Source organism: Mycolicibacterium arabiense (genome assembly GCF_010731815.2).
GTDB classification, from domain to species: Bacteria; Actinomycetota; Actinomycetes; order Mycobacteriales; family Mycobacteriaceae; genus Mycobacterium; species Mycobacterium arabiense.
Window position 1 is genome coordinate 1,924,466 of sequence record NZ_AP022593.1, and the last position, 25,314, is coordinate 1,949,779.

The 25,314-nt window shown below is 68.4% G+C and carries 23 protein-coding genes; 13 read left to right on the forward strand and 10 right to left on the reverse strand.

Annotation, left to right across the window (positions count from 1 at the left end; translation table 11 throughout):
* Position 1 precedes the first annotated feature (1 nt).
* From G6N61_RS10975 to G6N61_RS10995, 5 genes are all read left to right on the forward strand, one after another.
* Positions 2 to 1,549, forward strand: a complete 1,548-nt coding sequence (locus tag G6N61_RS10975; RefSeq protein WP_179973659.1) for an NADH-quinone oxidoreductase subunit M — start codon at positions 2 to 4, stop codon at positions 1,547 to 1,549.
* The gene (nuoN, locus tag G6N61_RS10980; RefSeq protein ID WP_163918555.1) at positions 1,546 to 3,123 is read left to right on the forward strand and encodes an NADH-quinone oxidoreductase subunit NuoN; all 1,578 of its coding nucleotides are present in this window, start codon (positions 1,546 to 1,548) and stop codon (positions 3,121 to 3,123) included. Before G6N61_RS10975 ends, nuoN begins: the two co-directional genes overlap by 4 nt.
* Positions 3,124 to 3,133: 10 nt before the next feature.
* Positions 3,134 to 3,916 (forward strand): enoyl-CoA hydratase, encoded by a 783-nt coding sequence (locus G6N61_RS10985; protein ID WP_163918556.1) that lies wholly within the window; start codon positions 3,134 to 3,136, stop codon positions 3,914 to 3,916.
* On the forward strand, positions 3,913 to 5,271 hold the full coding sequence (locus G6N61_RS10990) for an FAD-dependent oxidoreductase (protein WP_308215021.1): 1,359 nt from the start codon (positions 3,913 to 3,915) through the stop codon (positions 5,269 to 5,271). Before G6N61_RS10985 ends, G6N61_RS10990 begins: the two co-directional genes overlap by 4 nt.
* A gap of 106 nt (positions 5,272 to 5,377) precedes the next feature.
* Positions 5,378 to 6,367, forward strand: coding sequence for an IS481 family transposase (locus G6N61_RS10995; protein ID WP_163918557.1), 990 nt, complete (start codon positions 5,378 to 5,380; stop codon positions 6,365 to 6,367).
* On the opposite strand, the gene G6N61_RS11000 is transcribed toward G6N61_RS10995, so the two are convergent.
* On the reverse strand, positions 6,364 to 6,699 hold the full coding sequence (locus G6N61_RS11000; protein ID WP_163918558.1) for a hypothetical protein: 336 nt from the start codon (positions 6,697 to 6,699) through the stop codon (positions 6,364 to 6,366). The genes G6N61_RS10995 and G6N61_RS11000 overlap by 4 nt on opposite strands.
* A gap of 17 nt (positions 6,700 to 6,716) precedes the next feature.
* On the reverse strand, positions 6,717 to 7,340 hold the full coding sequence (locus G6N61_RS11005) for a TetR/AcrR family transcriptional regulator (protein WP_163918559.1): 624 nt from the start codon (positions 7,338 to 7,340) through the stop codon (positions 6,717 to 6,719).
* 41 nt (positions 7,341 to 7,381) lie between these two features.
* Here G6N61_RS11005 and G6N61_RS11010 point away from each other — a divergent pair, with 41 nt between their 5' ends.
* On the forward strand, positions 7,382 to 8,518 hold the full coding sequence (locus G6N61_RS11010) for a phosphotransferase family protein (RefSeq protein ID WP_163918560.1): 1,137 nt from the start codon (positions 7,382 to 7,384) through the stop codon (positions 8,516 to 8,518).
* Positions 8,518 to 9,633 carry an Rv3169 family protein gene (locus G6N61_RS11015; protein WP_163918561.1) on the forward strand — a complete coding sequence of 372 codons (1,116 nt, stop codon included), beginning with the start codon at positions 8,518 to 8,520 and terminating at the stop codon, positions 9,631 to 9,633. The genes G6N61_RS11010 and G6N61_RS11015 overlap by 1 nt, the downstream gene beginning before the upstream one ends.
* A gap of 55 nt (positions 9,634 to 9,688) precedes the next feature.
* Here G6N61_RS11015 and G6N61_RS11020 read toward each other — a convergent pair whose 3' ends face one another.
* A complete protein-coding gene (locus G6N61_RS11020; RefSeq protein WP_170314462.1) occupies positions 9,689 to 9,856 on the reverse strand; it encodes a hypothetical protein in 168 nt (55 codons plus the stop codon).
* Between the two features lie 148 nt (positions 9,857 to 10,004).
* Here G6N61_RS11020 and G6N61_RS11025 point away from each other — a divergent pair, with 148 nt between their 5' ends.
* Positions 10,005 to 11,648 carry an alkaline phosphatase D family protein gene (locus G6N61_RS11025; RefSeq protein WP_163918562.1) on the forward strand — a complete coding sequence of 548 codons (1,644 nt, stop codon included), beginning with the start codon at positions 10,005 to 10,007 and terminating at the stop codon, positions 11,646 to 11,648.
* 4 nt (positions 11,649 to 11,652) lie between these two features.
* On the opposite strand, the gene G6N61_RS11030 is transcribed toward G6N61_RS11025, so the two are convergent.
* On the reverse strand, positions 11,653 to 13,203 hold the full coding sequence (locus tag G6N61_RS11030; protein WP_163918563.1) for a flavin-containing monooxygenase: 1,551 nt from the start codon (positions 13,201 to 13,203) through the stop codon (positions 11,653 to 11,655).
* A gap of 145 nt (positions 13,204 to 13,348) precedes the next feature.
* Between G6N61_RS11030 and G6N61_RS11035 the strand changes: the two genes are divergently transcribed.
* Positions 13,349 to 14,698, forward strand: a complete 1,350-nt coding sequence (locus G6N61_RS11035) for a flavin monoamine oxidase family protein (RefSeq protein ID WP_163918564.1) — start codon at positions 13,349 to 13,351, stop codon at positions 14,696 to 14,698.
* A 12-nt stretch (positions 14,699 to 14,710) separates the two neighbouring features.
* Here the strand turns inward: G6N61_RS11035 and G6N61_RS11040 are convergent, their stop codons facing one another.
* Complete coding sequence (locus tag G6N61_RS11040; protein ID WP_163924747.1) at positions 14,711 to 15,604, reverse strand: alpha/beta fold hydrolase; 894 nt, start codon at positions 15,602 to 15,604, stop codon at positions 14,711 to 14,713.
* 100 nt (positions 15,605 to 15,704) lie between these two features.
* A complete protein-coding gene (locus G6N61_RS11045; RefSeq protein WP_163918565.1) occupies positions 15,705 to 16,817 on the reverse strand; it encodes a zinc-binding dehydrogenase in 1,113 nt (370 codons plus the stop codon).
* 22 nt (positions 16,818 to 16,839) lie between these two features.
* Here G6N61_RS11045 and G6N61_RS11050 point away from each other — a divergent pair, with 22 nt between their 5' ends.
* The gene (locus G6N61_RS11050; protein ID WP_163924748.1) at positions 16,840 to 17,808 is read left to right on the forward strand and encodes an NADPH:quinone oxidoreductase family protein; all 969 of its coding nucleotides are present in this window, start codon (positions 16,840 to 16,842) and stop codon (positions 17,806 to 17,808) included.
* Here G6N61_RS11050 and G6N61_RS11055 read toward each other — a convergent pair.
* Together G6N61_RS11055 and G6N61_RS11060 are read right to left on the reverse strand one after the other, a co-directional pair.
* Positions 17,724 to 19,043: an MFS transporter gene (locus G6N61_RS11055; RefSeq protein ID WP_163918566.1), complete on the reverse strand. Its 1,320-nt coding sequence runs from the start codon at positions 19,041 to 19,043 to the stop codon at positions 17,724 to 17,726. The genes G6N61_RS11050 and G6N61_RS11055 overlap by 85 nt on opposite strands.
* A 64-nt stretch (positions 19,044 to 19,107) precedes the next feature.
* Positions 19,108 to 19,992, reverse strand: a complete 885-nt coding sequence (locus G6N61_RS11060) for a LysR family transcriptional regulator (RefSeq protein WP_163918567.1) — start codon at positions 19,990 to 19,992, stop codon at positions 19,108 to 19,110.
* A 56-nt stretch (positions 19,993 to 20,048) separates the two neighbouring features.
* On the opposite strand from G6N61_RS11060, the gene G6N61_RS11065 reads away from it, so the two are divergent.
* Both G6N61_RS11065 and aceA read left to right on the forward strand, forming a co-directional pair.
* Entirely contained in the window at positions 20,049 to 20,849 is an 801-nt protein-coding gene (locus G6N61_RS11065; RefSeq protein WP_163918568.1) for an SDR family NAD(P)-dependent oxidoreductase, read from the forward strand.
* A gap of 108 nt (positions 20,850 to 20,957) precedes the next feature.
* Positions 20,958 to 23,258 carry an isocitrate lyase ICL2 gene (gene aceA, locus G6N61_RS11070; RefSeq protein WP_163918569.1) on the forward strand — a complete coding sequence of 767 codons (2,301 nt, stop codon included), beginning with the start codon at positions 20,958 to 20,960 and terminating at the stop codon, positions 23,256 to 23,258.
* A gap of 53 nt (positions 23,259 to 23,311) precedes the next feature.
* On the opposite strand, the gene G6N61_RS11075 is transcribed toward aceA, so the two are convergent.
* Positions 23,312 to 23,578 (reverse strand): hypothetical protein, encoded by a 267-nt coding sequence (locus G6N61_RS11075; protein ID WP_163918570.1) that lies wholly within the window; start codon positions 23,576 to 23,578, stop codon positions 23,312 to 23,314.
* Positions 23,579 to 23,739: 161 nt separating this feature from the next.
* On the opposite strand from G6N61_RS11075, the gene G6N61_RS11080 reads away from it, so the two are divergent.
* Positions 23,740 to 24,075, forward strand: a complete 336-nt coding sequence (locus G6N61_RS11080) for an ANTAR domain-containing protein (protein ID WP_235887485.1) — start codon at positions 23,740 to 23,742, stop codon at positions 24,073 to 24,075.
* A gap of 9 nt (positions 24,076 to 24,084) precedes the next feature.
* Here the strand turns inward: G6N61_RS11080 and G6N61_RS11085 are convergent, their stop codons facing one another.
* Positions 24,085 to 25,230 carry an acyl-CoA dehydrogenase family protein gene (locus G6N61_RS11085; RefSeq protein WP_163918572.1) on the reverse strand — a complete coding sequence of 382 codons (1,146 nt, stop codon included), beginning with the start codon at positions 25,228 to 25,230 and terminating at the stop codon, positions 24,085 to 24,087.
* Between the last annotated feature and the right edge of the window lie 84 nt (positions 25,231 to 25,314).

The following is a 25,314-nucleotide window of genomic DNA, read 5'->3' on the forward strand; positions in this document are numbered from 1 at the left end:
TATGCCGTGGTTGACGATCCTGTGGGCGGTGCCGATGGTCGGTGCCGCCCTGGTGATGCTGCTGCCGTCGGGCGCACGCCATCTCGCGAAGTACGCTGCGCTGGCGGTGTCACTGGTGGTGCTGGCCGTGACCGTGCTGCTGGCCATGAGTTTCCAGCCCGGCGGCCCGCGGTACCAGTTCGTCGAGGACCACGACTGGATCCCGTCGTTCGGCACGGGGTACATCCTTGGCATCGACGGCATCGCGCTGGCCCTGGTGGTGCTGACCGCGGTCCTGGTCCCGGTGCTGATCGTCGCCGGCTGGAATGACGCGACCGACCACGCCCGTTCGGTACACGCCTACATGGCCTTGACGCTGGCGGTCGAGGGCATGGTGCTGATCTCGCTGACGGCGCTGGACGTGCTGCTGTTCTACGTCTTCTTCGAGGCGATGCTGATTCCGATGTACTTCCTCATCGGCGGCTTCGGCGGGCAGGAGAAGAGCAAGGCCGCGGTGAAGTTCCTGCTGTACAACCTCTTCGGCGGTCTGATCATGCTGGCCGCCGTCATCGGGCTGTACGTGGCCACCGCGGGCAGCGACGCGTTCGCCTCTGGCACGTTCGACTTCCGCGCCATCGTCGACGCGATGTCCAGCGGTGCGCTCGACGTCGATCCGGCGGTGCTCAACGCCCTGTTCCTCGGGTTCATGTTCGCGTTCGCGATCAAGGCGCCGCTGTGGCCGTTCCACCGGTGGCTGCCCGACGCGGCGGTGGAGTCGACACCCGCGACCGCGGTGCTCATGATGGCGGTGGTCGACAAGGTCGGGACATTCGGCATGCTGCGGTACTGCCTGCAGTTGTTCCCCGACGCGTCGATGACGTTCCGTCCATTGGTGATCACGCTCGCGGTGATCGGCATCGTCTACGGCGCGATCGTGGCGATCGGGCAGACCGACGTCATGCGGCTGATCGCGTACACGTCGATATCCCACTTCGGGTTCATCATCCTGGGCATCTTCGTGATGACCAGCCAGGGGCAGTCGGGCTCGACGCTCTACATGGTCAACCACGGCATCTCGACCGCGGCGCTGTTCCTCATCGCCGGTTTCCTGGTGTCACGCAGGGGCACTCGCGCCATCGCGGCGTACGGCGGCGTCCAGAAAGTGGCGCCGGTGCTGGCCGGCACGTTCCTCGTCGCCGGTCTCGCAACGCTGTCGCTACCGGGTCTCGCCCCGTTCGTCAGCGAATTCCTGGTGCTGATCGGGACGTTCACGGTCTACCCGGTATTCGCGGTGTTCGCCGCACTGGCCCTGGTGCTCTCCGCGATCTACGTGCTGTGGGCCTATCAGCGGATGATGACGGGGCCGGTCACCGTCGGCAACGAGGCCATACCCGACCTGGTGCCGCGGGAACTGCTGGTGATCACGCCCTTGATCGCGATCCTGTTGGTGCTGGGGGTCTATCCGAAGCCCGCGCTGGACGTGATCGACCCGGCCGTGGGCCATACGCTGACCACCATCGGCCAGCAGGATCCGGCACCGCGCGTGGCGCAGGAAGGACCCGCTCGATGAACCTCGTGCCGCCGACGGTCGAATACGAACTGCTCTCGCCGCTACTGATCGTGCTGGGCGCGGCGATCGTCGGCGTGTTGATCGAAGCCTTCGTACCGCGCCGGGGCCGCTACCCGGCGCAGCTGACGGTCGCGGTGGCCGCCCAGGCGGCGGCACTGGCCGCCGTGGTCAAGGTGTGGCTGGACCTCGGCGACTCGGTCGGCAGGACCGCGGTGATGGGCTCGGTCGCGATCGACAGGCCCGCACTGTTCCTGCAGGGCACCCTCCTGGTGATCGGAATCCTCGGCACGCTGCTGATCGCCGAGCGCCGCATCGCCTCCGAGGTCGACGCGGACGACGGCGCGGCCGGGCTCGACGCGTTCACCCCGCAGGCATCGGCGGTGCCGGGCAGCGTCGCCGAGATTCAGGCCACCAAAGCCGGTGTCGCACAGACCGAGATCTTCCCGCTGACCATGTTCGCCCTCGGCGGCATGCTGCTCTTCGGCGCCTCAGAAGACCTCCTCACCATGTTCGTCGCGCTCGAGGTGCTGTCGCTGCCGCTCTACCTGATGTGCGGTCTGGCCCGGCACCGCAGGCTGCTGTCGCAGGAGGCCGCCCTCAAGTACTTCCTGCTCGGCGCATTCTCGTCGGCGTTCTTCCTGTACGGCATCGCCATGCTCTACGGCTACTCCGGCGAGCTGAGCCTCGCCGGGATCGGCGACGCGGTCGAGGCAGGTACGGGCGACACCACGATGGCCCTCGTCGGCGTCGCGCTGCTTGCGGTCGGCGTCCTGTTCAAAGTCGGTGCGGTGCCCTTCCATTCGTGGATCCCCGACGTCTACCAGGGAGCGCCGACGCCGGTCACCGCCTTCATGGCCGCGGCCACCAAGATCGCCGCGTTCGGCGCGACGCTGCGCATCTTCTACGTGGCGCTGCCCGGGCTGGCCGACGACTGGCGCCCCCTGATGTGGGCGGTCGCGATCCTGACGATGGTGGTGGGCACCATCACCGCGGTGTCGCAGAGCAACGTCAAGCGCATGCTGGCGTACTCGTCGGTCGCGCACGCCGGCTTCATCCTCACCGGCGTCGTCGCGCTCAACGAGAGCGGGCTGTCGGCGACGCTGTTCTACCTCGCCGCATACGGTTTCAGCACGCTGGGGGCATTCGCCGTGGTGAGCGTGGTGCGCAACGCGGCCGGTGAGGAGGAGACCGACATGTCCCGGTGGGCGGGTCTGGGGCGCAGGCATCCGCTGGTGGGCGTGGTCTTCGCACTGTTCCTGCTCGCGTTCGCGGGCATCCCGTTGACCAGTGGCTTCGTCAGCAAGTTCGCGGTGTTCAAGGCGGCGGCCGAGGGCGGCGCGTCGGCACTCGTGATCGTCGGCGTGTGCGCCAGCGCGGTCGCCGCGTACTTCTACGTCCGCGTGATCGTGCTGATGTTCTTCACCGACCCGCCCGACGACGCGCCGACGGTGGTGGTGCCGAGTTCGCTGAGCATGGCCGCGGTCGTCGTATCAGCGGCGATCACCCTGGCCCTCGGCGCGCTCCCCCAGCCGCTGCTCGACCTGGCCAACGACGCGAGTCAGTTCGTGCGCTAGCGTGCCCGCCATGAGCGAACTGGTGCTCGTCGCCGACCACGAGCACGTCCGGGTACTGACGCTCAACCGGCCCGAGTCGCGAAACGCGCTGAACCGCGCTCTGATTCGCGCGCTGTACGCCGCACTTCGGACCGCCGACGCCGACGACGCCGTGCGGGCCGTCGTGCTCACCGGCACCGATCCGGCATTCTGCGCGGGCATCGACTTGAAGGAGGCCGCGCGCGACGGCCTCGAGTACTTCGAGGAGTTCAAGACCCAGAGTTGCATCGCGGCCGTGGCCCAGATGACGACGCCCATCGTCGGTGCGGTCAACGGCGCGACCTTCACCGGTGGCCTGGAGCTGGCGCTGGGCTGCGACTTCCTGATCGCCTCCGACCGCGCAGTGTTCGCCGACACCCACGCGCGGGTGGGCATCCTGCCCGGTGGCGGCATGACGGCCCGGCTCCCGCAGGTGGTCGGCGCGGCGATGGCACGCCGGCTGTCCATGACCGGCGAGGTGGTCGACGCCGCACGCGCCGAGCACATCGGGCTCGTCACCGAGGTGGTTCCGCACGATCGATTGCTCGCTCGAGCGATCGAACTCGCGAACCGGATCGCCGAGGTGCCACGTCCGACCATGCTGGGGCTCAAGGAGATCTACGTCCGCGGCGCCGCCACCGTCACGCAACCCGCACTGGCCGCCGAAGACGACATCGCCGGTGCACACGACTACGACCTCGCGGGACTGGATCAACGCCGCCGCGACGTCGTCGCCAACAACAAGGCCCAGATCGACCCGAAGGCGGCACCGTGACCATCGACGCAGACCTCGTCGTCATCGGATTCGGCAAGGGCGGCAAGACGCTCGCGGCCACGCTCGGCAAGCAGGGCAAGCGCGTCGTGATGATCGAACGCTCCGCCGCGATGTACGGCGGCACGTGCATCAACATCGGCTGCGTTCCCACCAAGTCGATGGTCTTCCAGGCCGAGGAAGTGTCGGTGCACCCACCGGAACCCTCGGTGTACACCAACGCGATCCGCGCCACCGCCGACCTGACCTCCGGGATGCGCGGCGAGAACTTCGCGATGCTGGACACCATTCCCAGCGTCGACGTGCTCACGGGCACCGCATCGTTCGTCGATCCGCACACCGTGACCGTCGACACCGCCGACGGCATCGTGACCGTAATCGGTCGCACCATCGTGATCGGGACGGGATCGGAGCCGACCTGGCCCGACGTCCCCGGCCTGCGCGACAACCCGCGTGCCGTGACGAGCACCGACCTGCTGTCGACCGAGGACCTGCCCGCACGCCTGGTGGTGCTCGGCGGCGGCTACGTGGGTCTGGAGTTCGCGGCGATGTACGCGGCATACGGCGCCGAGGTGACCGTGCTGGAACGTCACGACGCGGTCCTGACTCGCGAGGACGACGACATCGCCTCGTGCGCAACCGAACTACTCGCCGAGGCCGGTGTCCACGTCGTGACGTCGGCGCAGGTGACGGCGGTCGATGGCGGGACCGTGCACTACGAGGTGGGCGGTGCGCCGACGAGCGTCGACGCCGACCTGATCCTGGTGGCGCTGGGTCGGCATCCCGTCACCGCGGATCTCGGTCTGGCCAACGCCGGCGTGGCCACCCGTCCCGACGGCTCGATCGAGGTCGACGAGCACCTGCGCACCAACGTGGCGCACGTGTTCGCGGTCGGTGACGTCAACGGTGGCCCGCAGTTCACCTACGTCTCGCTCGACGACTACCGCATCGTCGCCGATCAACTCACCGGCGCCGGGTCGCGCAGCACCACCGATCGCAGGGCGGTGCCGTTCTCGCTGTTCATGACGCCGCCGCTGTCCCGGGTGGGTCTGACCGAGCGCGAAGCGAAGGCCGCGGGTCACCGCGTCAAGGTCGCGGCGCTGCCGGTGGCGAAGATGGCGACCGTGCCTCGGGCGCGCATCGTGCACCAGGCCAAGGGAATGATGAAGGCCGTCGTGGACGCCGACACCGACGAGATCCTCGGCGCCGCGCTGCTGAGCTACGACTCACACGAGGTGATCAACACCGTCGCCCTGGCCATGCGCCACGGCATCACGGCCTCGACGCTGCGCGACGAGATCTACACCCACCCCTCGATGACCGAGGCGTTCAACCAGCTGCTGGGCGCCCTGGCCTAGTTGTACTGACCACGGACGTTGGTGACGGCGTGGTGAGGTGACAAGACGAAGACCTCCGAGTGGAGTGCGAGCTGTCTAGGAACGCTCACCGATCTCGGAGGTCTTCGTGGTTCACCGTAATGCCCCTTTGTCCGAAACCGGCCGTCTGCGGTTGGCTCGTTGCGTCGTTGATGACGGGTGGCCGCTGCGACGTGCGGCCGAACGTTTCCAGGTGTCGGCGACGACCGCCGCACGCTGGAGGGACCGCTACTGCGAGCAGGGTGAGGCCGGAATGTCCGACCGCAGCTCGCGGCCGCATCACAGCCCGAATCGCACGCCGACGCGCACCGAGCGGCGCATCATCGGAGTGCGTGTCACCCGCCGTTGGGGACCGGCCAGGATCGCCTACCTGCTGGGGCTCAACGTCTCCACGGTGCACAACGTGCTGCGCCGTTACGGCATCGCGAGGTTGCGGTGGCTCGACCGCGCTACCGGCCGAGTCGTGCGCCGCATGGAATCCGCATCGTGTGGAGATCTCGTGCACGTCGACGTCAAGAAGCTGGGCAAGATCCCCGCCGGCGGAGGCTGGCGGATGCTTGGTCTGGCCGCCGGGAAACGCAACAAGCAGGCCGACAAGAGTTCGGGGGTGCAGACCAAGTATCACAATCCGGTGCGCGGTTATCACTTCATCCACACCGCCATCGATGCGCACTCACGGCTGGCGTACTCCGAACTGCTGACCGATGAACGCAAGGACACTGCAGCCGACTTCTGGGTGCGCGCCAACGCCTGGTTCGTCACGCACGGCATAGATGTGCGGAAGGTATTGACTGACAACGGATCTTGTTATCGATCGCACGCGTTCCGCGACGCATTGGGCGATATCGAGCACCGGCGAACCCGTCCGTACCGGCCGCAGACCAACGGCAAGGTCGAGCGCTTCCACCGCACCCTGGCCGACGAATGGGCCTACGCGCGGCTCTACACCAGTGACGCGGAGCGCTGCGAGGAGTACCCGCGCTGGCTGCATACCTACAATCATCACCGCGGCCACACCGCACTCGGCGGTCAACCACCAGCCAACCGTGTACCTAACCTCTCAGGTCAGTACACCTAGTCGGGCGTCTCGTCCTCGGAGCCCGCCATCAGGACGTTCCAGGCCTCCCGCCGCTTGCGGTCCTGGACCTCCTTGCGCCACTGGGTGCCGCGTCTGGAGAACTGGCCCTCGGCGGCCAGCTCGGCGATCTCGGTGATCCTGCGACCCAGGACGAGGGCTTCGCCGATGGTCATGGTCAACAACACCCCGGCGCGGTCACCGTCGGGCCTGCCGACGGGGTCGACGACCACCCTGGCGGTCTCGGCGCGACCATCCGCATCGTCTGTCCAGGGCGGAGTGGAGTACACCTCGGGCACCCCGTCCTCGTCGTTCACGGTCAGCTGCACGTACATGCCGTAAACGGTACTGGTCAGACCTTGACGCCGTGGCTGACGATGGCAGCGGTCTGCTCGACCCAGGTGTCGTCGAGTCCGCCACCGGGGTCGAGCAGGAGGCGAAGAAGGGTTGCGCCGCCGACGATCTCGATGAGACGCGCCGGGACGACCTCGGGGTGCACCGCACCCTGGGAGATTGCGTGTTCGAGCCGTTCGCGGACCAGATCGAACAGTCCGACGAAACGGTTCAGGACGCGGGCGTTCAACTCGGGGTCGCCGGCCATGTCGGCGATCAGGCCGGGTAGCGCCGACCGCACCACCGGGGTCACGAAGACGTCGCGCGTCGCGGCGATCATCGCCCGCACGTCGCCTGCGATGTCTCCCTCGGGCGCGCTCAACGCCGTCGGCGCAGCAGGGAACGCGGCTTCGTGGACGAGTTCGGCCTTGCTGGACCAGCGGCGGTAGAGCGCGGTCTTGGTGGTGCCCGCCTTCTCGGCGACCGCGGCCATCGTCAGGTTGGCATAACCGATTTCGACGAGAAGGTCCGCGGTGGCCTCGAGTATGGCAGCGTCGATCCGCGGATCGCGTGGCCGACCGGCGCCCGAATTCCGCCCCTGATCATCGCGGGTATCGACATCGGCATCCGAGTCTGCTTTCATAACGCTACTCACCGTAGCGTTATTCTCCGGAAAGGTGAACCGTGGCCAACGAACCGGCTGTCGAAGACGTCAGCCGCCTGCAGCACTCATCCCGCGACACCACGACCCTTCCCGCCGTGCTGTCGGAATGGCTCTCGACGGTCATGCCGGGCGGGATCGCGCCGGACGTCACCGTCGAGAGCGGCATCGACTCCAACGGCATGTCGTCGGAGACGATCATCCTCACCGGACGATGGGAGCAGGACGGTCGACCCGTCGAGCAGAAGTGGGTGGCCCGGGTGGCACCGACCGCCGAGGACGTGCCGGTGTTCCCGGTCTACCGGATGGACCACCAGTTCGAGGTGATCCGCCAGGTCGGGGAACTGACCGACGTCCCGGTCCCTCGCGTCCGCTGGATCGACGACCAGGGCACCGTGCTCGGCACCCCGTTCTTCCTGATGGACCACGTCGACGGCCTGGTGCCGCCCGACGTGATGCCCTACACGTTCGGCGACAACTGGTTCTCCGACGCGCCGTTGGAGCGCCAGCGCGAGCTACAGGACGCAACCGTTCGGGTGCTGGCCGACCTGCATTCGATCCCCGATCCGCAGCAGCGCTTCGGGTTCCTCGCCGAACTGGATCCGCCCGGCGACAACCCGCTGCGCAGGCACTTCGGCTGGCTGAAGGATTGGTACGAGTTCGCCGTCCCCGACATCGGCCGCTCCCCCACCGTCGAGCGGGCGCTGGCCTGGCTCGACGAGAACTTTCCCGACGACGTGGCCGCGCAGCCGCCCGTGCTGGCGTGGGGCGACTCGCGGATCGGCAACGTGCTCTACGAGGACTTCCGCCCCGTCGCGGTGCTCGACTGGGAGATGGCCACCGTCGGGCCGCGCGAACTCGACGTCGCGTGGATGGTGTTCGCGCACGACGTGTTTCAAGAGCTGGCAGGCATGGCGGGGCTCCCGGGCCTGCCGGAGGTGATGCGCGAGGACGACGTGCGCGCCACCTACGAGGCACTGACCGGCGTCACGCTCGGCGACCTGCGATGGTTCTACGTCTACTCCGGGGTGATCTGGTGCTGCGTGTTCATGCGCACCAGCGCCCGGCGCGTGCGCTTCGGCGAGATGGACGCACCCGACGACGTCGAGTCGACCTTCTATCACCTGTCGCTGCTGAAGCGATTGATTGGAGACGCCTGATGCTCGGCCCCATGGACGAGTTCCCCGTTCACCAACTCCCGCAGCCGATTGCGTCACCCGGGTCGTCGGACCGGAACTTCTACGACCGGTCGTACTTCAACGCCCACGACCGCACCGGCGACGTCTTCCTCATAAGCGGGATCGGCTACTACCCGAACCTGGGCGTCAAGGACGCGTTCGTGCTCTTGAGACGCGGCGACGAACAGACGGCGGTGCACCTGTCGGATGCGATCGACGGTGACCGGCTCAACCAGAACGTGGTGAACTACCGCGTCGAGGTCGACGAGCCCCTGCACCGACTGCGCATCGTGCTCGAGGAGACCGAGGGCGTCGCTGCCGACCTCACCTGGACCGGCTTGTTCCCGGTCGTGCAGGAGCAACGTCACGTCCTGCGCGCGGGCAACCGCGTCACGCTCGACGCCCAGCGGTTCGCTCAACTGGGTTCGTGGAGCGGTCATTTCGCGATCGACGGTCAGGAGGTCGCCGTCGACCCGCAGACGTGGATCGGGTCGCGGGACCGATCCTGGGGCATCCGCCCGATCGGCGAGCCGGAGCCTGCGGGCCGACCGGCCGATCCACCGTTCGAGGGCATGTGGTGGTTGTACGTGCCGATGGCGTTCGACGACTTCTCGATCGTGCTGATCATCCAGGAGGAGCCGACGGGGTTCCGGTCGCTCAACGACTGCACGCGCATCTGGAAGGACGGCCGCATCGAGCAGTTGGGCTGGCCGCGGATCAGGATCCACTACCGCTCGGGGACCCGGATCCCCACCGGGGCGACCATCGACGCGACCGCAAACGACGGCTCCCCGGTCCGGTTCGAGGTGGAGAGCAAGCTTCCGGTGCCGATCCACGTCGGCGGCGGGTACGGCGGCGACTCCGATTGGGTGCACGGGCTGTGGAAGGGCGAGAAGTTCACCGAACGACTCACCTACGACATGACCGATCCGGCGATCGTCGGGCGGGCCGGATTCGGCGTCATCGACCACGTCGGGCGTGGTCTCTGCACCGAGGGCGACGCGCCACCGGTCGAGGGGTGGGGTCTGTTCGAACACGGCGCGCTCGGTCGCCACGACCCCTCCGGCTTCGCCGACTGGCTCACCGTCGCCGACTAGGGCCGAACGCGAAGAGGGGCACCCGATCACTCGGGTGCCCCTCTTCGTCGGACTACTAGCGGCCGTTGCCGATGGTCGAGGAGACGACGCCGACGGTGGCCTGCTGCTGGATGTCCTGAATCCATCCGTGGTGGGTGCTGTCGGCGGCGGCAGGCCCTGCCAAGCCCAGCAACGCAGCGGCGAAACCGGTCGCGATGACGCTGGCGAATCCAAACTTCTTCATGAAGATCCCTCTTCTGCTCTGGTCCTCAGTGGCCGTTGGGAACTTCTCCGGCCGGGCTGATACGTAGAACCTGCAGCTCAGGGGTTTAATTCCGGTGGCAGCAATTGATCGCCGAGTGGCAGGAATCCACTACCCCTAGGCTGGGTTGGTGAGCCTCTTACTCGGTCCCGTCCTGCGCCACGTCGGCGCGACCACAGCCCAGGTGTGGGTGCAGACGGAGCATTCGGCGATCGTCGAGATACTCGGATGCTCCGCTCCGACGTTCGAGGTGCAGGGCTTCCACTACGCCGTCGTCCCGGTGCAGGGCCTCACCCCGGACTCGACCACCGAGTACGAGGTCCGGATCGACGGCGTCAAGGTGTGGCCGGAACCCGACTCCGCCTTCCCGCCCAGCGTCATCCGCACCCGCGGGCCGGAGTCCGCCTACCGGCTGCGCGCAGTGTTCGGTTCCTGCCGGTATCCCAAGACCGGCGACGAGAAGCTCGACGACAAGCTGGGCCACGACGCACTGGACTGCTACGCCCAGCGGTTGACCGAACTGCCCGTCGACCAGTGGCCGGACGCGCTCATCCTGCTCGGCGATCAGGTCTACGCCGACGAGCTGACGCCCGACGCGCGCCGCAACCTCGCCGGCCGCCGGTCCGGCCGCCGCACGTCGGGTCAGCGTCCGCCCGACGAGGTCGTCAGCTTCGGCGAGTACGAGTCGCTCTACCGGCACACCTGGGGCGACCCGGAGATCCGGTGGATTCTCTCGACGCTGCCGACCGCGATGATCTTCGACGACCACGACATTCGCGACGACTGGAACACCTCCGCGGTGTGGCGCAAGGAGATGAACGCCAAACCCTGGTGGCGCGACCGCATCCGGGCCGGCCTGGCGTCCTACTGGGTGTATCAGCACCTGGGCAACCTGAGCCCGGCCGAACTGTCGGCCGACGACGACTACCGCAAGGTGCTGACCGCGGAGTCCGACACGTGGCCGCATCTGTCCGACCTCGCCGATCGTGCGGACAGCGAAGTCGACGGCGACAAGGGCCTGCGGTTCAGCTATCGGTGGGATCTGGGCCGCAGCCGACTCATCATGGTGGACTCCCGCAACGCCCGGATCCTCGACAGCGGGGACCGGAAGATGCTGGGCGACCGCGAGTTCACGTGGCTGGAGGATCAGGTCGACGAGGGGCTCGACGACCTCGACCACCTGATGCTGGGCTCGTCGCTGCCATGGCTGTTGCCGCCGGCGCTCGGAGATATTCAGACCATCAACGAGATTGGCGCCAACCGCAAGGGCATTCGCGGGCGACTCGCCGAGAAGATCCGCCAGACAGCGGACTTGGAGCATTGGGCGGCGTTCCTGCAGTCGTTCCTGCGTCTCACCAACCTGATCGTCGCGGCCGCGTCGCGGGCGTCGGCCGACGAGGGCGGGCCCGCCACCGTGTCGGTGCTCTCCGGCGACGTCCACCACAGCTACGCCGCACGCGCAGTGGTGCCCGGGTCGACCTCGGCGCGGGTGCACCAGTTGGTGTGTTCACCGGTGCACAACTACGTGCCGCTGGCGGTGAAACCGGTGTTCAAGCTCAGTTGGTCACCGAGGGCGGCTCGAATCACCCGGCGGCTGGCGCGTCACAGTGGCTCGCCGGACCTGCCGATCGAGTGGCGCAACCTCAGCGGGCCGTTGTTCGGCAACACGATCGCGGCGCTCAACACCGCGGGCAGGAAGGCCGAGGTCGTGTTCGAACAACCCTCCAAGGCGGGCGATCTGGTCGAGGTGGCCAGGATCCCACTCACCGAGTGAGCGGCTAGGCCGTCTGCGCCGCCCGGTTGGCTGGGGTCGGCGCGGCGGCTCGACCGTGCGTCCGGCCGAAGACCATCGACTCCTCGATGCGGTCGAAGCGGTGGTCGATGACGTCGAGCAGGTAGTTGTGCCGGACGTGCCACGGCCGCTTCGTGCCGGATCGGGGCAGTGCGTGAGGTGAGCGCTTGATGTAGTTGGCCTGCAGGTCGAAGGTCGGCTTCTCGTCGATGGGGGCGTCGCCGAGATGCGGGTAGGCGTGCGTGTAGCCGTGTGAGTCCATGTAGGCGAGCAACTTCGCGAAGGCGCGGGCGGTCATGTCGGCGCGCAGCGTCCACGACGCGTTGGTGTAGCCGATGCACCACGCCATGTTCGGGACGTCCTCCAGCAGGTACTCCTTGTAGACGAACCGGTCGGCGGGGTTTACCTCTTGACCGTCGATGAGGATTCGGATGCCGCCGAGCGCCTGCAGTTGCAGCCCCGTCGCGGTGACGACGACGTCGGCGTCGAGGTGCTTGCCGGACTTCAGCACGATGCCGGTGGCGTCGAAGTGGTCGACGTGGTCGGTGACCACCGCCGCCCGCCCCGCACCGATCTCGTTGAACAGGTCCCGGTCGAGGATCAGGCACATGCGCTGATCCCACGGGTCGTAGCGCGGCTTGAAGTGGGTGTCCACGTCGTAGCCCTTGGGAAGCGCGGCCATGGTCCGATTGCGGATGAGCCACCGCCCGAACCGCGGCGCCTTGCGGAACATGAAGTAGGACAGCACGTGGAACAGTGCGTTGCGCAGCCGGACGACCGCATGCGATGGCTTGGGCGGCAGCACCTTTCGGATGGCCTCGACCATCGGGTCGATGCGCGCCATCGACATCATGTAGGTGGGTGAGCGTTGCAGCATCGTCACGTGCGCCGCGGTGCGCGCCAGCGCGGGGATGAGGCTGATGGCGGTGGCGCCACTGCCGATGACCACGACGCGCTTGCCGGAGTGGTCGAGATCCTCGGGCCAGAACTGCGGGTGCACGACGTCGCCGCCGAACTGGTCGATGCCCGGGAAGTCGGGGCGGTGCGGCTCGTCGTAGCTGTAGTAGCCGGTGCCGAAGAACACGAACCGGCCCCGGTAGGTCGTGGCCCGCGGGCCGTCGGGACCGTCCTGCTCGGCGCGAACCGTCCAGGTGTCGGTGGCCGGGTCCCACTCGGCGGAGGTGACGTGGGTGTCGAACCGGATGTGCTGGTCGATGCCGTGCTTGCGAGCCGTGGTGTCGAGGTAGTCGCGGATGTCGCCGCCGTCGGCCACGTTCTCCCGCCGCGTCCACGGCTCGAAGGGGAAGCTCAGCGTGAAGATGTCGCTGTCACTGCGGATGCCGGGGTAGCGGAACAGGTCCCAGGTGCCGCCGATGCGGGACCGTCGCTCAAGGATGGTGTAGCGCAGCTGCGGGTTGCGTTCGGCGATCCGGTAGGCCGCCCCGATGCCGGAGATCCCCGCGCCGATGATCAGGACGTCGACGGTCTCGGTGATCTCGGTGTCTTCTCCGGTGGCGTCGTGCTCGGTGACACTCATGGCGAACCTCCATTGGCTGTCAATGACCATGCGTCGAGCTTCATGGTCCTGTCGCGTACCAACACCCTAGGGGCCCGGGCGCGACTCGTGCACGAAAAGGTGCGGTAGACGCTCCTGCGCGTGCACGAATCGCCACACTGAGTGCATGACGGACGTGGTGGTGGTGGGGGCGGGCTTCTCGGGCTTGACGACGGCGCGGCTGCTGACCCAGCGCGGCCTCGACGTGGTGGTGCTCGAGGGCCGCGACCGGGTGGGCGGGCGGTCCCTGACCGACACGATCGCCGGGGTGCCGGTCGACCTGGGCGGCACGTTCGTCGGCCCGACCCAGACCGAGGTCAACGCGCTGGCCGCCGAGCTGGGTTGCCCGACCGTGCCGACGTACAGCCAGGGCAAGAACCTGATCCAGTGGCGCGGACGGGTGCGGTCCTACCGCAGCACGATCCCGAAGCTGTCACTGCTGGAACTGGTCGACGTGTCGCGGATCCAGTGGCGGTTCGAGAGGCTCGCCAAGCAGGTCCCGCTGGCCGAGCCGTGGACCGCGCCGGGCGCGTACCAACTCGACGCACAGTCGCTCGACGGATGGCTGCGCTCGGTGCATGCGGGTGCGTCGACCCGGAATCTCATGGCGATCATGTCGCGGGTGACGTGGGGTTGTGAACCCGACGAGGTGTCGATGCTGCATGCCGTGCGGTACGTCAAGGCCGCGGGTGGGATCGGCCCGATGCTCGACGTCGAGGGCGGTGCCCAGCAGGACCGCTTCCCCGGCGGCACCCAGCAGATCGCCGAGCGGATGGCCGCCGATCTGGGCGACAGAGTGCGCCTGGGCACGGTGGTCACCCGCATCGAACGCTCCGCGGACGGCGTCGTGGTCCACGCCGGCGACGCGTCCATGCAGGCCCGTGCGGCCGTGGTCGCGATCCCCCCGCAGCACCGGGACGCGATCGAGTTCGAGCCCGCGTTGCCGCCCGGTTGCGCCGCGCTGACCAAGCGCTGGCCCCAGGGCAGGTTGAGCAAGGCCTACGCCGCCTACGAGACGCCGTTCTGGCGGGCGGACGGCTATTCGGGTGAGGCGCTGTCCGACGAGGGACCGGTGTTCATCACCTTCGACACGAGCCCTTCGGAGTCGGGGTCCGCGCAGGGCCCCGGCGTGCTCCTCGGCTTCACCGACGCGCGCACCTTCGACCCGCTGCCCGCCGCGGAGCGCCGCGAACGGGTCCTGGCCTGCTTCGCCGAACTGTTCGGCGCCAAGGCGCTGCATCCGATCGATTACCTCGACTACCGCTGGGGCAGCGAGGAATTCGCGCCGGGCGGACCGACGGCCGCGGTGCCACCGGGATCGTGGACCGAGTTCGGGCAGTGGCTGCGCAGACCCGTCGACGGCGTATTTTGGGCGGGCACCGAGACAGCCGACACCTGGACCGGCTTCCTCGACGGCGCGGTGCGCTCGGGGCGCCGCGCGGCGAGCGAGGTCGGCGACTTCCTGGCGGCCGGCTAGGAACTCAACCGGCTAGGAACTCAAGCGCGTCTCACGCGCCGTTTCGATGAGGTTGCGCAGGTGGGCGTTCACCTCGTCCGGGCGCTCGAGGATCGCACAGTGGCCGCCGTCGAGTTCGACGAAGGACGCCAGGTTCGGGACGTCGGCGGCGATCCGGCGCGACGCGCGAATCGGCAACAGCCTGTCCTGGCGGCTACCGATGACCAGTGTCGGCACGGTCAGGTTGGTCAGCCGCAGGTGTCGCGAACTCATCGAGTCGACCAGCACACGGGCCCATGCACCGCGGCCTGCGGGAGGCGTCTTGGCGAACAGGTCGAAGACGAAGTCGGCGATGGCCGGATCGGCGTTCGGTCCGACCGCCAGCGTCGAGACGAGCCGTCGGCTCTGCTGGACCGAACCAGGGAGCAGCGGCGCGGATCCCAGCCGCTTGAGCAGCTGACCGCCCGCCTTGACGCGGCCGGCGGCGAGTGCGCGGGGGACGGGCAGGAAGTTGACGTGGTGCAGGATCTCGCCGGATGTCGTGTTGATCAGTGCGACCGCATCGGCACAGCGGCGCACCCGGGCCGGATAGCGCTGCGACCACGCCTGGATGGCGATGCCGCCCATGGAATGGCCGGCGATGGTCGCGCGCTCCCCCGGCGCCAGCGTCGCGTCGAGCACGGCGTCGAGGTCGGCGGCGAGGAAGTCGAGGCTGTACCGCCCGCGCTTCGGGACGGCGCTGCGGCCGTGGCCGCGGTGGTCGTAGGCGATCACGCGGTAGTCGGTCGACAGGTCCGCGATCTGGTTGGCCCACACGCGCATTGCGCAGGTGATGCCGTGGGCGAGCACGATCGGGTAGCCGTCGGCGGGACCGAACACCTCGGTGTGCAGCCGGGTGCCGTCCGAGGAGCGGACCAGCACGGGCATGCCCTTGGGCAGCGTCTCGACCGGCGCGTAGGGCAGCAGACGCCTGGGCACGGCAACTCCGATCCGCCACGGCACCCTTGCCGCAGCGGGAGAAATCTAACTAGGTGGGGTTGACGCCTGTCAACATCGTCACGACGGGTTTGATCGCCGTGCCGGACGTCGCAGCCGTCCACGCCACGTCGAAGGCCTCGAAGTCGAAGCGGGTGACGAGTTTCTCGAGCGCTAGGTCGCCCCGCCGGTACAGCTCGGCCAGGCGTGGAATGAACACGTGCGGGTCGCTGTCGCCCTCGACCACTCCCACCACGCGAAGGCCGCGGCCCATGATCAGACCGACGGGCAGGTCGGCGGTCATCGCGCCCAGCCCGACCAGGGCGAGCGTACCCCGCGCGCGCAGCGACGCGAGCGCCGTAGCGATGACCTCGGCGACCGCGGTGGTGTCGATGCCGATCGTCGCTCCCCCGGCCGTGGCCTCGACGACGGCCGCCGCGACGTCGCCGTCGGCAGGGTCGATCACGGCGGTGGCACCCAGTTCCGTTGCCAGCGCACGACGTTCGGGCACCGGGTCGACGGCGACGATGGCTCGGCAGCCGGCCACCCGACCGCCCATCACCGCCGAGCAGCCGACGCCGCCCACGCCGAACACCACGAGTGCATCGCCGGGCCCGGCGGCCAGCGCGTTGAGCACCGTGCCCACCCCGGTCTGCACGCTGCACCCGAGTGGCGCGGCCAGCGCCGGGTCGATCGGCTCACGCAGCACTACGGCGTTCGCCGAGCCGGCGAGCGCATGGGTGGCGAAACTGGACTGGCCGAAGAATCCGCCGACCACCGGTCGGCCGTCGAGGCGCAGCGCGCTGGCGTCGTCACCGCGGTCACCGCGCAGGTTGAGCGCCGTCGAGCGGACGCAGTACGCCGGAGCGCCCGCCGCGCACTCGGCGCACCGTTCGCAGCTGTCGAACGTCAGCACCACCTGTTCGCCCTCTCGGGCGCGGGCGGCGGGCCCGGCGGCGACGACCGTCCCGACGCCCTCGTGCCCGAACGTCATCGGCAGCCGAGCGGCGCGCCAGCGCCGCGAGACGCTCACGTCGGTGTGGCAGATGCCGACCGCCTCGATGCGGACCAGCACCTCGTCGTCGACCGGCGGCCGAATCTGGACGTCGACCACTCGGGGGGCGGAGCCCTCGTCGAGCAGCACCGCGGCACGGGCATCGATCACGCGGGGATGTTAAATGGTTCGGATGCGCGCCATTCACGTAGCCCGGCTCGACGGTCCGCAGTCCGCGGAGTTGGTGGAGATCGACGAGCCCACCGACGGCGGCGTCGTGATCGACGTCCACGCCGCGGGCGTGGCGTTCCCCGACGCCCTGCAGACCCGCGGGCTGTACCAGCACAAGCCGGAGTTGCCCTACGTGCCCGGTGCCGAGGTGGCAGGCGTGGTGCGCAGCGCGCCCGCCGGCGCCCACGTGAAGACGGGCGACCGGGTTGCCGCTCTGACCATGCTGTCCGGCGCGATGGCCGAAGTCGTTGCGCTGCCCGCTGATCGGGTGTTCACCCTGCCCGACTCCGTGTCGTTCGAGGCCGGGGCGGGACTGCTGTTCAACGACCTGACGGTGCACTGCGCGCTGCGGACCCGCGGCAGGCTCGCCCCCGGCGAGACGTTGCTCGTCCACGGCGCCGCAGGCGGTATTGGCACCTCGACCCTGCGCCTGGCCGCCGCCTGGGGAGCATCGCGCGCGATCGCCGTCGTGAGCACCGAGGACAAGGCCGCCGTCGCGCGCGCCGCCGGGGCCACCGACGTGGTGCTCGCCGCGGGCTTCAAGGACGCGGTGAAGGAACTGACCGGCGGCCGGGGCGTCGACGTCGTCGTCGACCCCGTCGGCGGTGACCGCTTCACCGACTCGCTACGCTCGCTGGCACCCGGGGGGCGCCTGCTCGTCATCGGGTTCACCGGAGGCGACATCCCGACCGTGAAGGTGAACCGCCTGCTGCTCAACAACGTCGACGCCGTGGGCGTCGGCTGGGGCGCCTGGGCGGCCACCCATCCCGGCTACCTGCAGGAGCAGTGGGCCGAACTGGAACCGCTGCTCGCGTCAGGCCTGGTGGTCCCGCCCGAGCCGGTGGTCTACCCGCTGGAGCGGGCCGGGGACGCGATCGCCTCGCTGGAGGACCGCTCCGCGCGCGGCAAGGTCGTCGTCAAGATCCGCTGACCCCGAGCCGATCGGCGGTCGTTGCGCAGGAACAGCGCCGCGAGCACCGCGGCTACCGCGGTCAGCGACAGGATCGTCACCGCGACGGCCGTCCACCCGTGGGCGTCGAACGCGACGCCGCCGAACCATCCGACGGCGCTGGATCCCCCGTAGTAGAAGAGGTTGTACAGCGAGGACGCCTGGGCCTTGCCCGCCGGCGCGGACTGCCCGGTCCACCCCGACGCGACGGAGTGCGCACCGAAGAAGCCTGCTGTCGCAATCACCAGTCCGGCGAGCACCGCGATGACGTTGTCGCTCAACGTGATCGCGACGCCGACCGCCATCACGACGATCGCGGCCAGCAGCACCGGCTTGCGGCCGAAGCGGGTGGTCTCCGCGCCCGCACGCGATGACGCCCACGTCCCGGCGAGGTAGGCGAGGAACACCAGGCTGACCACCGAGGGCGCCAGGTCGAACGGCGCACCCGTGAGCCGGAAGCCCAGGAAGTTGTAGAGCGCGACGAAGCCACCCATGAGCAGGAATGCCTGGGCGAACAGGGTCAGCTGACGGGGTGACCGCAGGTTGGCCGCCAGTCGGTGGGCCACGCTGCCCTCGGGGTTGGCACCGCGGTGGCGTGACGGCGTGAAGCCCCGGGGCCGAGGCGCCAGTTTGACGAAGGCCAGCGCAGCCATACCGCACACTGCTGCGACGGTGAAGACGCCGATCCGCCATCCGACGGCCTCGGCGACGGGGCTGGCGACCAACCTGCCGAGCAGACCGCCGATTGTCGTGCCCGCAACGAACGTCCCCGCTGCGCGTGCAGCGTGGGTGGGCTCGACCTCCTCGGTCAGGTAGGCGACGGCGATCGCGGGCACTCCGCCCACCATCAGCCCTTCGACGAAACGCCCGAGCAGCAGGACGTCGTAGGTGGGTGCGAACGGGACGAGCAGTCCGACGGAGGTGGCGATGGTGACCGACAGCGAGATGGCCTGCACACGGCCGATTCGGTCGGCGAGCATCGACCACGGGATGACGCCGATGGCCAGGCCGACCGTGGACGCGGAGATCGTAAGCGCCGCACTCGCCGCGCCGACGCCGAGGTCGGCCGAGATCAGCGGCAGCACCGCCTGCGGTGAGTAGAGCTGGGCGAACGTGGCGACGCCGGCGCAGAACAGGGCCGCGAGCAGCCTGCGATAGGCCGCCGTCCCGCGCGCGTGGCCCGTCCAGGGGGCGGCATGGGACTGGTCGATCGACACCCCGACGACGCTAGGAGCGTCAGTTCAATGTGTCCAATGCATGAAGTTCTGCTGCGTCATTCGTCTAGCGCATGAGATTGCCGCCATCGGCGAGGAAGTCGGCGAACCGCTGCGCCGGCGGTGGCAGCGGCCGGTGACGGTCCCAGATCAGACCGACCTCGCGCTTGGCCCGGCCGTTCGTCAGCGGGACGTGCACCACCTTCGCGTCGGTGCCCTCGCGCGGAACCGGAACCACCGCGACGCCGAAACCCGCGGCGACGAGGCCCTCCATCGTGGGGATCTCGGTGGCCTCGAAGACGATGTCGGGGTCGATGTCGTCCTCGGCCCACAGGTCGTTGGTCAGTTGCCGCAGCCCGAACGGGTCCTCGAGCGCCACGAACGGCTCCTCGGCCGCTGCGGACAGGCGGATGCGCGCCCGCGTGGCAAGGCGGTGCCCGCGCGGCACCGCCAGGCACAGTCGCTCGACGTACAGCCGGTGCCAGGAGAAGTCCGCCGGGTCGGGGCGCGGCGAGGTGACGCCGATGTCGAAGCCGCCCGTGCGCACCCGCTCGGCGATCTCGTGCGCCGGGCCCTGGAAGAGGTCGAAGCCGATGGCGGGAGCGGCTTGGCGGAAGCGTCGGAGTTGTTCTGGCACATACCAGTTCGCGAGCGAGTGCAGGAACGCCAGACGAACCCGGCCTGAGTCGGGGTCGCGCAACGACCCGATGCGCTCCGTCGCGAGATCCATCTCGGCGATGCTGCGCCGCGCGTGCTCGAGCATGATCCGGCCGTAGGCGTTGAGCCGCAACCGGCGGTTGACGCGGTCGAACAGTTCCGTGCCTGCCTCGTCCTCGAACCGGGCGAGCGCCCGCGACAGCGTCGGCTGACTGACGCCCAGCACGGCAGCGGCGTCGGTGACGTGCTCGGTCTCGGCGAGCACGACGAACCACTGCAGTTCCTCGAGGTGCACGGATCGACGATAGCCAGTGTTAGATTCCGCGAAATCGCGGCTGAGAGAAGCAGAACATGAATGGGTTGAGGGACAAGGGCGTCCTGGTCACCGGAGCGGCCTCGGGCATCGGCGCCGCCACCGTCCAGCGGCTACTGACCGAGGGAGCGAAGGTCGTCGGGGTGGACCTCGCCGACGACCCACCCGCCGGACTCGGCGGCGCGGGATTCGGCTACCGGCGTGCCGACGTGCTCGATGCCGCGGCCATCGCCGCCGCGGTGGCCGACGTCGTCGCCGCAGCAGGCCGACTCGACGGCGTGGTGCACTCCGCGGGCGTCGCCGGCGGCGGACCCGTACACCTGCTGCCCGACGAGGAGTGGGACCGGGTGGTCGACGTCAACCTCAAGGGCACGTTCGTCGTGACCCGCGCCGCGCTGCTCCAGATGCTCGAGCAGGATCGCGTCGACGGCGAACGTGGCGCCATCGTGAACCTCTCGAGCATCGAAGGGCTCGAGGGCACGGCGGGTGGCAGCTCGTACAACGCGTCCAAGGGCGGTGTCGTGCTGCTCACCAAGAACACCGCCATCGACTACGGGCCCAGCGGCATCCGCGCCAACGCCATCTGTCCCGGGTTCATCGAGACCCCGCTGTTCGACTCGGTGGTCGGGCTGCCGGGGATGGAGCAGGCCCGAGAGGGTCTGCGTCACGAACACAAGCTGCGCCGGTTCGGCCGCGCCGAGGAGGTCGCCGCCGTCGCGGCCTTCCTCGTCTCGGGGGACGCCTCGTTCGTCAGCGGTCAGGCCATCGCGGTCGACGGCGGCTACCTCGCAGGCCGCGACCACCACGTCACCGAGATGATGGGCCTCGGCGAGCGGTAGCGCGCCACCACGACCCTTGGGGCAATCCGAACCTCCGCCCACCGCTGCGGTCATACACTCGAACCACTTGGCACATCAGCGACGACCATGCTCAGCGAGGAGCGCACCATGTCGATCACCGAAGCGGACGCCCCGGTTCACGGCCCCATCGAGCAGGACGTGAACGACACCCAGCAGTACTTCGACGGACCACGTTTCGACGGCATCATCCGGCTGTACTCCGCACGCCAGGTCGCCGAGCAGCGCGGCACCATCCCGGTCGACTACACCGTGGCACGCGAAGCGGCCGCGGCGTTCTATGACCGCCTCCGGGAGCTGTTCGCCGCGAAGAAGAGCATCACGACGTTCGGGCCGTACTCGCCGGGCCAGGCGGTCACGATCAAGCGCATGGGCATCGAGGGGATCTACCTCGGCGGCTGGGCGACGTCGGCGAAGGGATCGCTCGACGAGGACCCCGGCCCCGACCTGGCCAGCTACCCACTCAGCCAGGTGCCCGACGAGGCCGCAGGTCTGGTGCGCGCCCTGCTCACCGCCGACCGCAATCAGCAGTACCTGCGCCTGAAGATGACCGAAGCCGAACGGGCCGTCACCCCGGCAGTCGACTACCGGCCGTTCATCATCGCCGACGCCGATACCGGCCATGGTGGAGATCCGCACGTGCGCAACCTCATTCGACGATTCGTCGAGGCCGGCGTGCCGGGTTATCACATCGAGGACCAGCGTCCGGGCACCAAGAAGTGCGGCCATCAGGGCGGCAAGGTCCTGGTGCCGTCCGACGAACAGATCAAGCGGCTCAACACCGCCCGGTTCCAGCTCGACATCATGCGCGTGCCCGGCATCATCGTGGCGCGCACCGATGCCGAGGCCGCCAGCCTGATCGACAGCCGGGCCGACGAGCGGGATCAGCCCTTCCTGCTGGGCGTCACCAATCTGAAGATCCCGCCCTACAAGTCGTGCTTCCTGGCCATGGTGCGCACCTTCTACGACGCGGGTCTCACCGAGCTGAACGGGCACCTGCTCTACGCGCTGCCCGACGGCGAGTACGCCGCGGCGGACGCGTGGCTGCAGCGGCACGGTGTCGCGCAGACGGTGTCCGACGCGGTGGCGTCGTGGCGCAACGACCCAACGGCGCGGTCGGTCGACGAATTGTTCGACGACGTGGAGTCGCAATTCGTCGACGTGTGGCAGGTCGACGCCGGGCTGCAGACCTACGGCGAGGCGGTCGGCGAACTCCTCGAGTTCCGTGAGCGCGAGGGCGAACCACACGACATGACCGCGAAGGAGTGGCGCCGGTTCGCCGAGCGGGCCTCGCTGTACGCAGCCCGGGAGAAGGCAAGGGAGCTCGGCGTCGACGCCCCGTGGGACTGCGAACGGGCGAAGACGCCGGAGGGCTACTACCAGGTCCGCGGCGGCATCCCCTACGCCATCGCGAAATCGCTTGCGGCTGCGCCCTTCGCCGACATCCTGTGGATGGAGACCAAGACCGCAGACCTCGAGGACGCACGTCAGTTCGCCGATGCCATCCACAGCGTCTACCCCGACAAGATGCTGGCCTACAACCTGTCCCCCTCGTTCAACTGGGACACCACCGGCATGACCGACGATCAGATGCGCGCCTTCCCCGAGGAGATCGGGAAGATGGGGTTCGTCTTCAACTTCATGACCTACGGCGGGCACCAAATCGACGGCGTCGCCGCCGAGGAGTTCGCCGGCGCACTGCGCCAGGACGGCATGCTCGCCCTGGCCCGGCTGCAGCGCAAGATGCGGCTGGTCGAATCGCCTTACCGGACGCCGCAGACCCTCGTCGGCGGCCCACGCAGCGATGCGGCGCTGGCTGCGTCGTCGGGACGGACGGCGACCACGAAGTCGATGGGCAAGGGGTCGACGCAGCATCAGCACCTGGTGCAGACCGAGGTGCCCAAGAAGCTGCTGCAGGATTGGCTGGCGATGTGGGGCGAATACTACGAGTTGGGCGAGAAGTTCCGCATCCAGTTCCGGCCGCTGCGGCCGGGCGGCGAGGTGCTCGAACTCGGCATCTACGGCAAGCGGGGCGATGACGAGGAGAAGCTCGCCAACGTGCTCGTCGACCCGATCAAGGATCGCAACGGCCGCAGCATCCTCACGGTGCGCGACCAGAACACCTTCGACGAGCGGCTGCGCCAGAAGCGCCTCATGACGTTGATCCACCTGTGGTTGATCCACCGGTTCAAGGCCGACGCCGTGTACTACGTGACGCCGACCGAGGACAACGTCTACCAAACGCAGAAGATGAAGTCCCACGGCATCTTCCGCGACGTCCACCAGGACGTGGGCGAGATCGTCGTGGCCGACGTGAACCACGAGCGGATCGACGAGCTGCTGGCCTCCGATGGCAGGGCGCTGCAGCGGTTGATCCGCAAGGAGGGCTGACAGACGACCGAACGGCTCCCGGAGACACTCCGGGAGCCGTTCGTCGCATGGGGTCAGGTCTGCTTGGCGTACCGCGTGAGGAAGGCGAACGCCGCGACCGCCGACACCACGCCGATGGCGCCCCACAGGACGATCGGAACCACCAGGGATACCGGCGACCACCCGCCGATGCCCGAGAACGTCGCGGAGACGTACAGCGCCCAGAACACCCGGTACAGGCTCCAGAACGCGATCGTGGCTCCCGAGATGCCGAACGCCAGGCTGCGGTTGCGGTCGGTGCGGTTGACGAATTCCTCGACGGGGGTCGGCAGGATCTTCATGCGTGGTCTTCCTCTCGTGATGCGCTGCCCCTGCGGCACCGGCATGCGTTCATGAAAGTGCGTGGCGGCGGCTACCGATCCCAACAACGAGACACGTGCCTTGCTGGCCGAGTATGCCAGTGTTGGACAGAATGTTCAGTTGGTTCGTATACTTCTGGGTCATGCTGCAAGCGCGCGATGACATTCGGGGTGAGGACCGCGCCGCCGATCGCGACTTTCAAGATCAGTTATCCGAAGCAGTGCAAGCGGTTTCGAACCACCGGGCCGTGATCGAACAGGCCAAGGGCATGTTGATGCTGCTGCACGACCTCGATGCCGACGCCGCGTTCGAGTTGCTGCGCTGGCGGTCGCAGGATCGCAACGTCAAACTGCGCGTGCTCGCCGAGCAGGTCGTGGCGGAGTTCCGGCGGCTGAGCGCCGCGGCACCCCTGCCCCGTGAGGTCTACGACCGGTGCTTCATGAACGCCCACGAACGCTCGGGCGACGCGTCCGCCTGAGCGCCTCGGTCAGAGGCCGAGATCGCGGCCGATCAGTTCCTTCATGATCTCGTTGGAGCCGGCCCAGATCTTGGTGACGCGGGCATCCTTCCACGCCCGGGCCACCCGGTACTCGTTCATGAACCCGTAGCCGCCGTAGAGCTGCACGCAGTGGTCCAGGATCTCGTTCTGCACCTGCGAACTCCACCACTTGGCCTTGGCGGCATCGATCGCGGACAGCTCACCGTGGGTGTGCGCCACCACGCAGTTGTCGATGAAGGCCTGTGCCACATCGAGTTTCGTGACCAGCTCGGCGAGTAGGAACTTGTTGTACTGCAGCGACCCGATCTGCTGGCCGAATGCCTTGCGCTCCTGGACGTACTGCAGGGTGTCTTCGAGATTGCGGCGGGCGTGGGCGATGTTCTGCACCGCACCGCTGATCCGTTCCTGCGGCAGCAGCTGCATCATGTGGATGAACCCACCATCGAGTTCACCGATCATCCGCGACGACGGCACCCGCAGGTCCTCGAAGAACAGCTCGGCCGTGTCGGCCTCGGGCTGCCCCACCTTGTCGAGCTTGCGTCCGCGCGAGAATCCCTCGTCGGTGGCCTCCACGGCGAACAGCGTGATGCCCCTGGCCTTCTTCTCCGGCGACGTCCGGGTGGCGACGACGATCAGGTCGGCCTGCGTTCCGTTGGTGATGAAGGTCTTCGAGCCGTTGATGACGTAGTCGTCGCCGTCCTTGACCGCAGTGGTCTTCAGCGCTGCCAGATCGGAACCACCGGACGGCTCGGTCATCGCGATTGCCGTGATCAGTTCGCCCGCACAGAATTTCGGCAACCACCGTTGCCGCTGCTCCTCGGTGGTCAGCTTCACCAGGTAGGGGGCGACGATGTCGAACTGGATGCTGAACGCCGAGGCGATCGCGGCGCTGGAGCGGGACAGCTCCTCGTTGAAGATTGCGTTGAACCGATAGTCCCCGGCTTCGCTGCCGCCGTACTCCTCGGGAACCTCGAGACCGAGGAAGCCGTTGCGGCCTGCCTCGAGCCAGCTGTCCCGGTCGACGAACCGCTGCTCGATCATCTTCTCTTCGGCCGGTTCGATCGTGCGGGTGACGAACTCGCGGACCGACTCGCGAAATGCCTCGTGGTCGGCTTCGTACAGGGTGCGCTTCATCGTCTTCCTCCATGCCGGCGTGCTCACCGCCCAGCATATATACCGGCCGGTAACAACGGCCGGCGCGGCCGGTCGAGGGCTATG

Bases quoted from the DNA above. Each gene is read 5' to 3' on its own strand.
- G6N61_RS10975 (WP_179973659.1), top strand. From the start codon at position 2: ATGCCGTGGTTGACGATCCTGTGGGCGGTGCCGATGGTCGGTGCCGCC.
- nuoN (WP_163918555.1), top strand. From the start codon at position 1,546: ATGAACCTCGTGCCGCCGACGGTCGAATACGAACTGCTCTCGCCGCTA.
- G6N61_RS10985 (WP_163918556.1), top strand. From the start codon at position 3,134: ATGAGCGAACTGGTGCTCGTCGCCGACCACGAGCACGTCCGGGTACTG.
- G6N61_RS11000 (WP_163918558.1), bottom strand. From the start codon at position 6,699: ATGTACGTGCAGCTGACCGTGAACGACGAGGACGGGGTGCCCGAGGTG.
- G6N61_RS11005 (WP_163918559.1), bottom strand. From the start codon at position 7,340: ATGAAAGCAGACTCGGATGCCGATGTCGATACCCGCGATGATCAGGGG.
- G6N61_RS11015 (WP_163918561.1), top strand. From the start codon at position 8,518: ATGCTCGGCCCCATGGACGAGTTCCCCGTTCACCAACTCCCGCAGCCG.
- G6N61_RS11020 (WP_170314462.1), bottom strand. From the start codon at position 9,856: ATGAAGAAGTTTGGATTCGCCAGCGTCATCGCGACCGGTTTCGCCGCT.
- G6N61_RS11030 (WP_163918563.1), bottom strand. From the start codon at position 13,203: ATGAGTGTCACCGAGCACGACGCCACCGGAGAAGACACCGAGATCACC.
- G6N61_RS11035 (WP_163918564.1), top strand. From the start codon at position 13,349: ATGACGGACGTGGTGGTGGTGGGGGCGGGCTTCTCGGGCTTGACGACG.
- G6N61_RS11040 (WP_163924747.1), bottom strand. From the start codon at position 15,604: ATGCCCGTGCTGGTCCGCTCCTCGGACGGCACCCGGCTGCACACCGAG.
- G6N61_RS11050 (WP_163924748.1), top strand. From the start codon at position 16,840: ATGCGCGCCATTCACGTAGCCCGGCTCGACGGTCCGCAGTCCGCGGAG.
- G6N61_RS11065 (WP_163918568.1), top strand. From the start codon at position 20,049: ATGAATGGGTTGAGGGACAAGGGCGTCCTGGTCACCGGAGCGGCCTCG.
- aceA (WP_163918569.1), top strand. From the start codon at position 20,958: ATGTCGATCACCGAAGCGGACGCCCCGGTTCACGGCCCCATCGAGCAG.
- G6N61_RS11075 (WP_163918570.1), bottom strand. From the start codon at position 23,578: ATGAAGATCCTGCCGACCCCCGTCGAGGAATTCGTCAACCGCACCGAC.
- G6N61_RS11080 (WP_235887485.1), top strand. From the start codon at position 23,740: ATGCTGCAAGCGCGCGATGACATTCGGGGTGAGGACCGCGCCGCCGAT.
- G6N61_RS11085 (WP_163918572.1), bottom strand. From the start codon at position 25,230: ATGAAGCGCACCCTGTACGAAGCCGACCACGAGGCATTTCGCGAGTCG.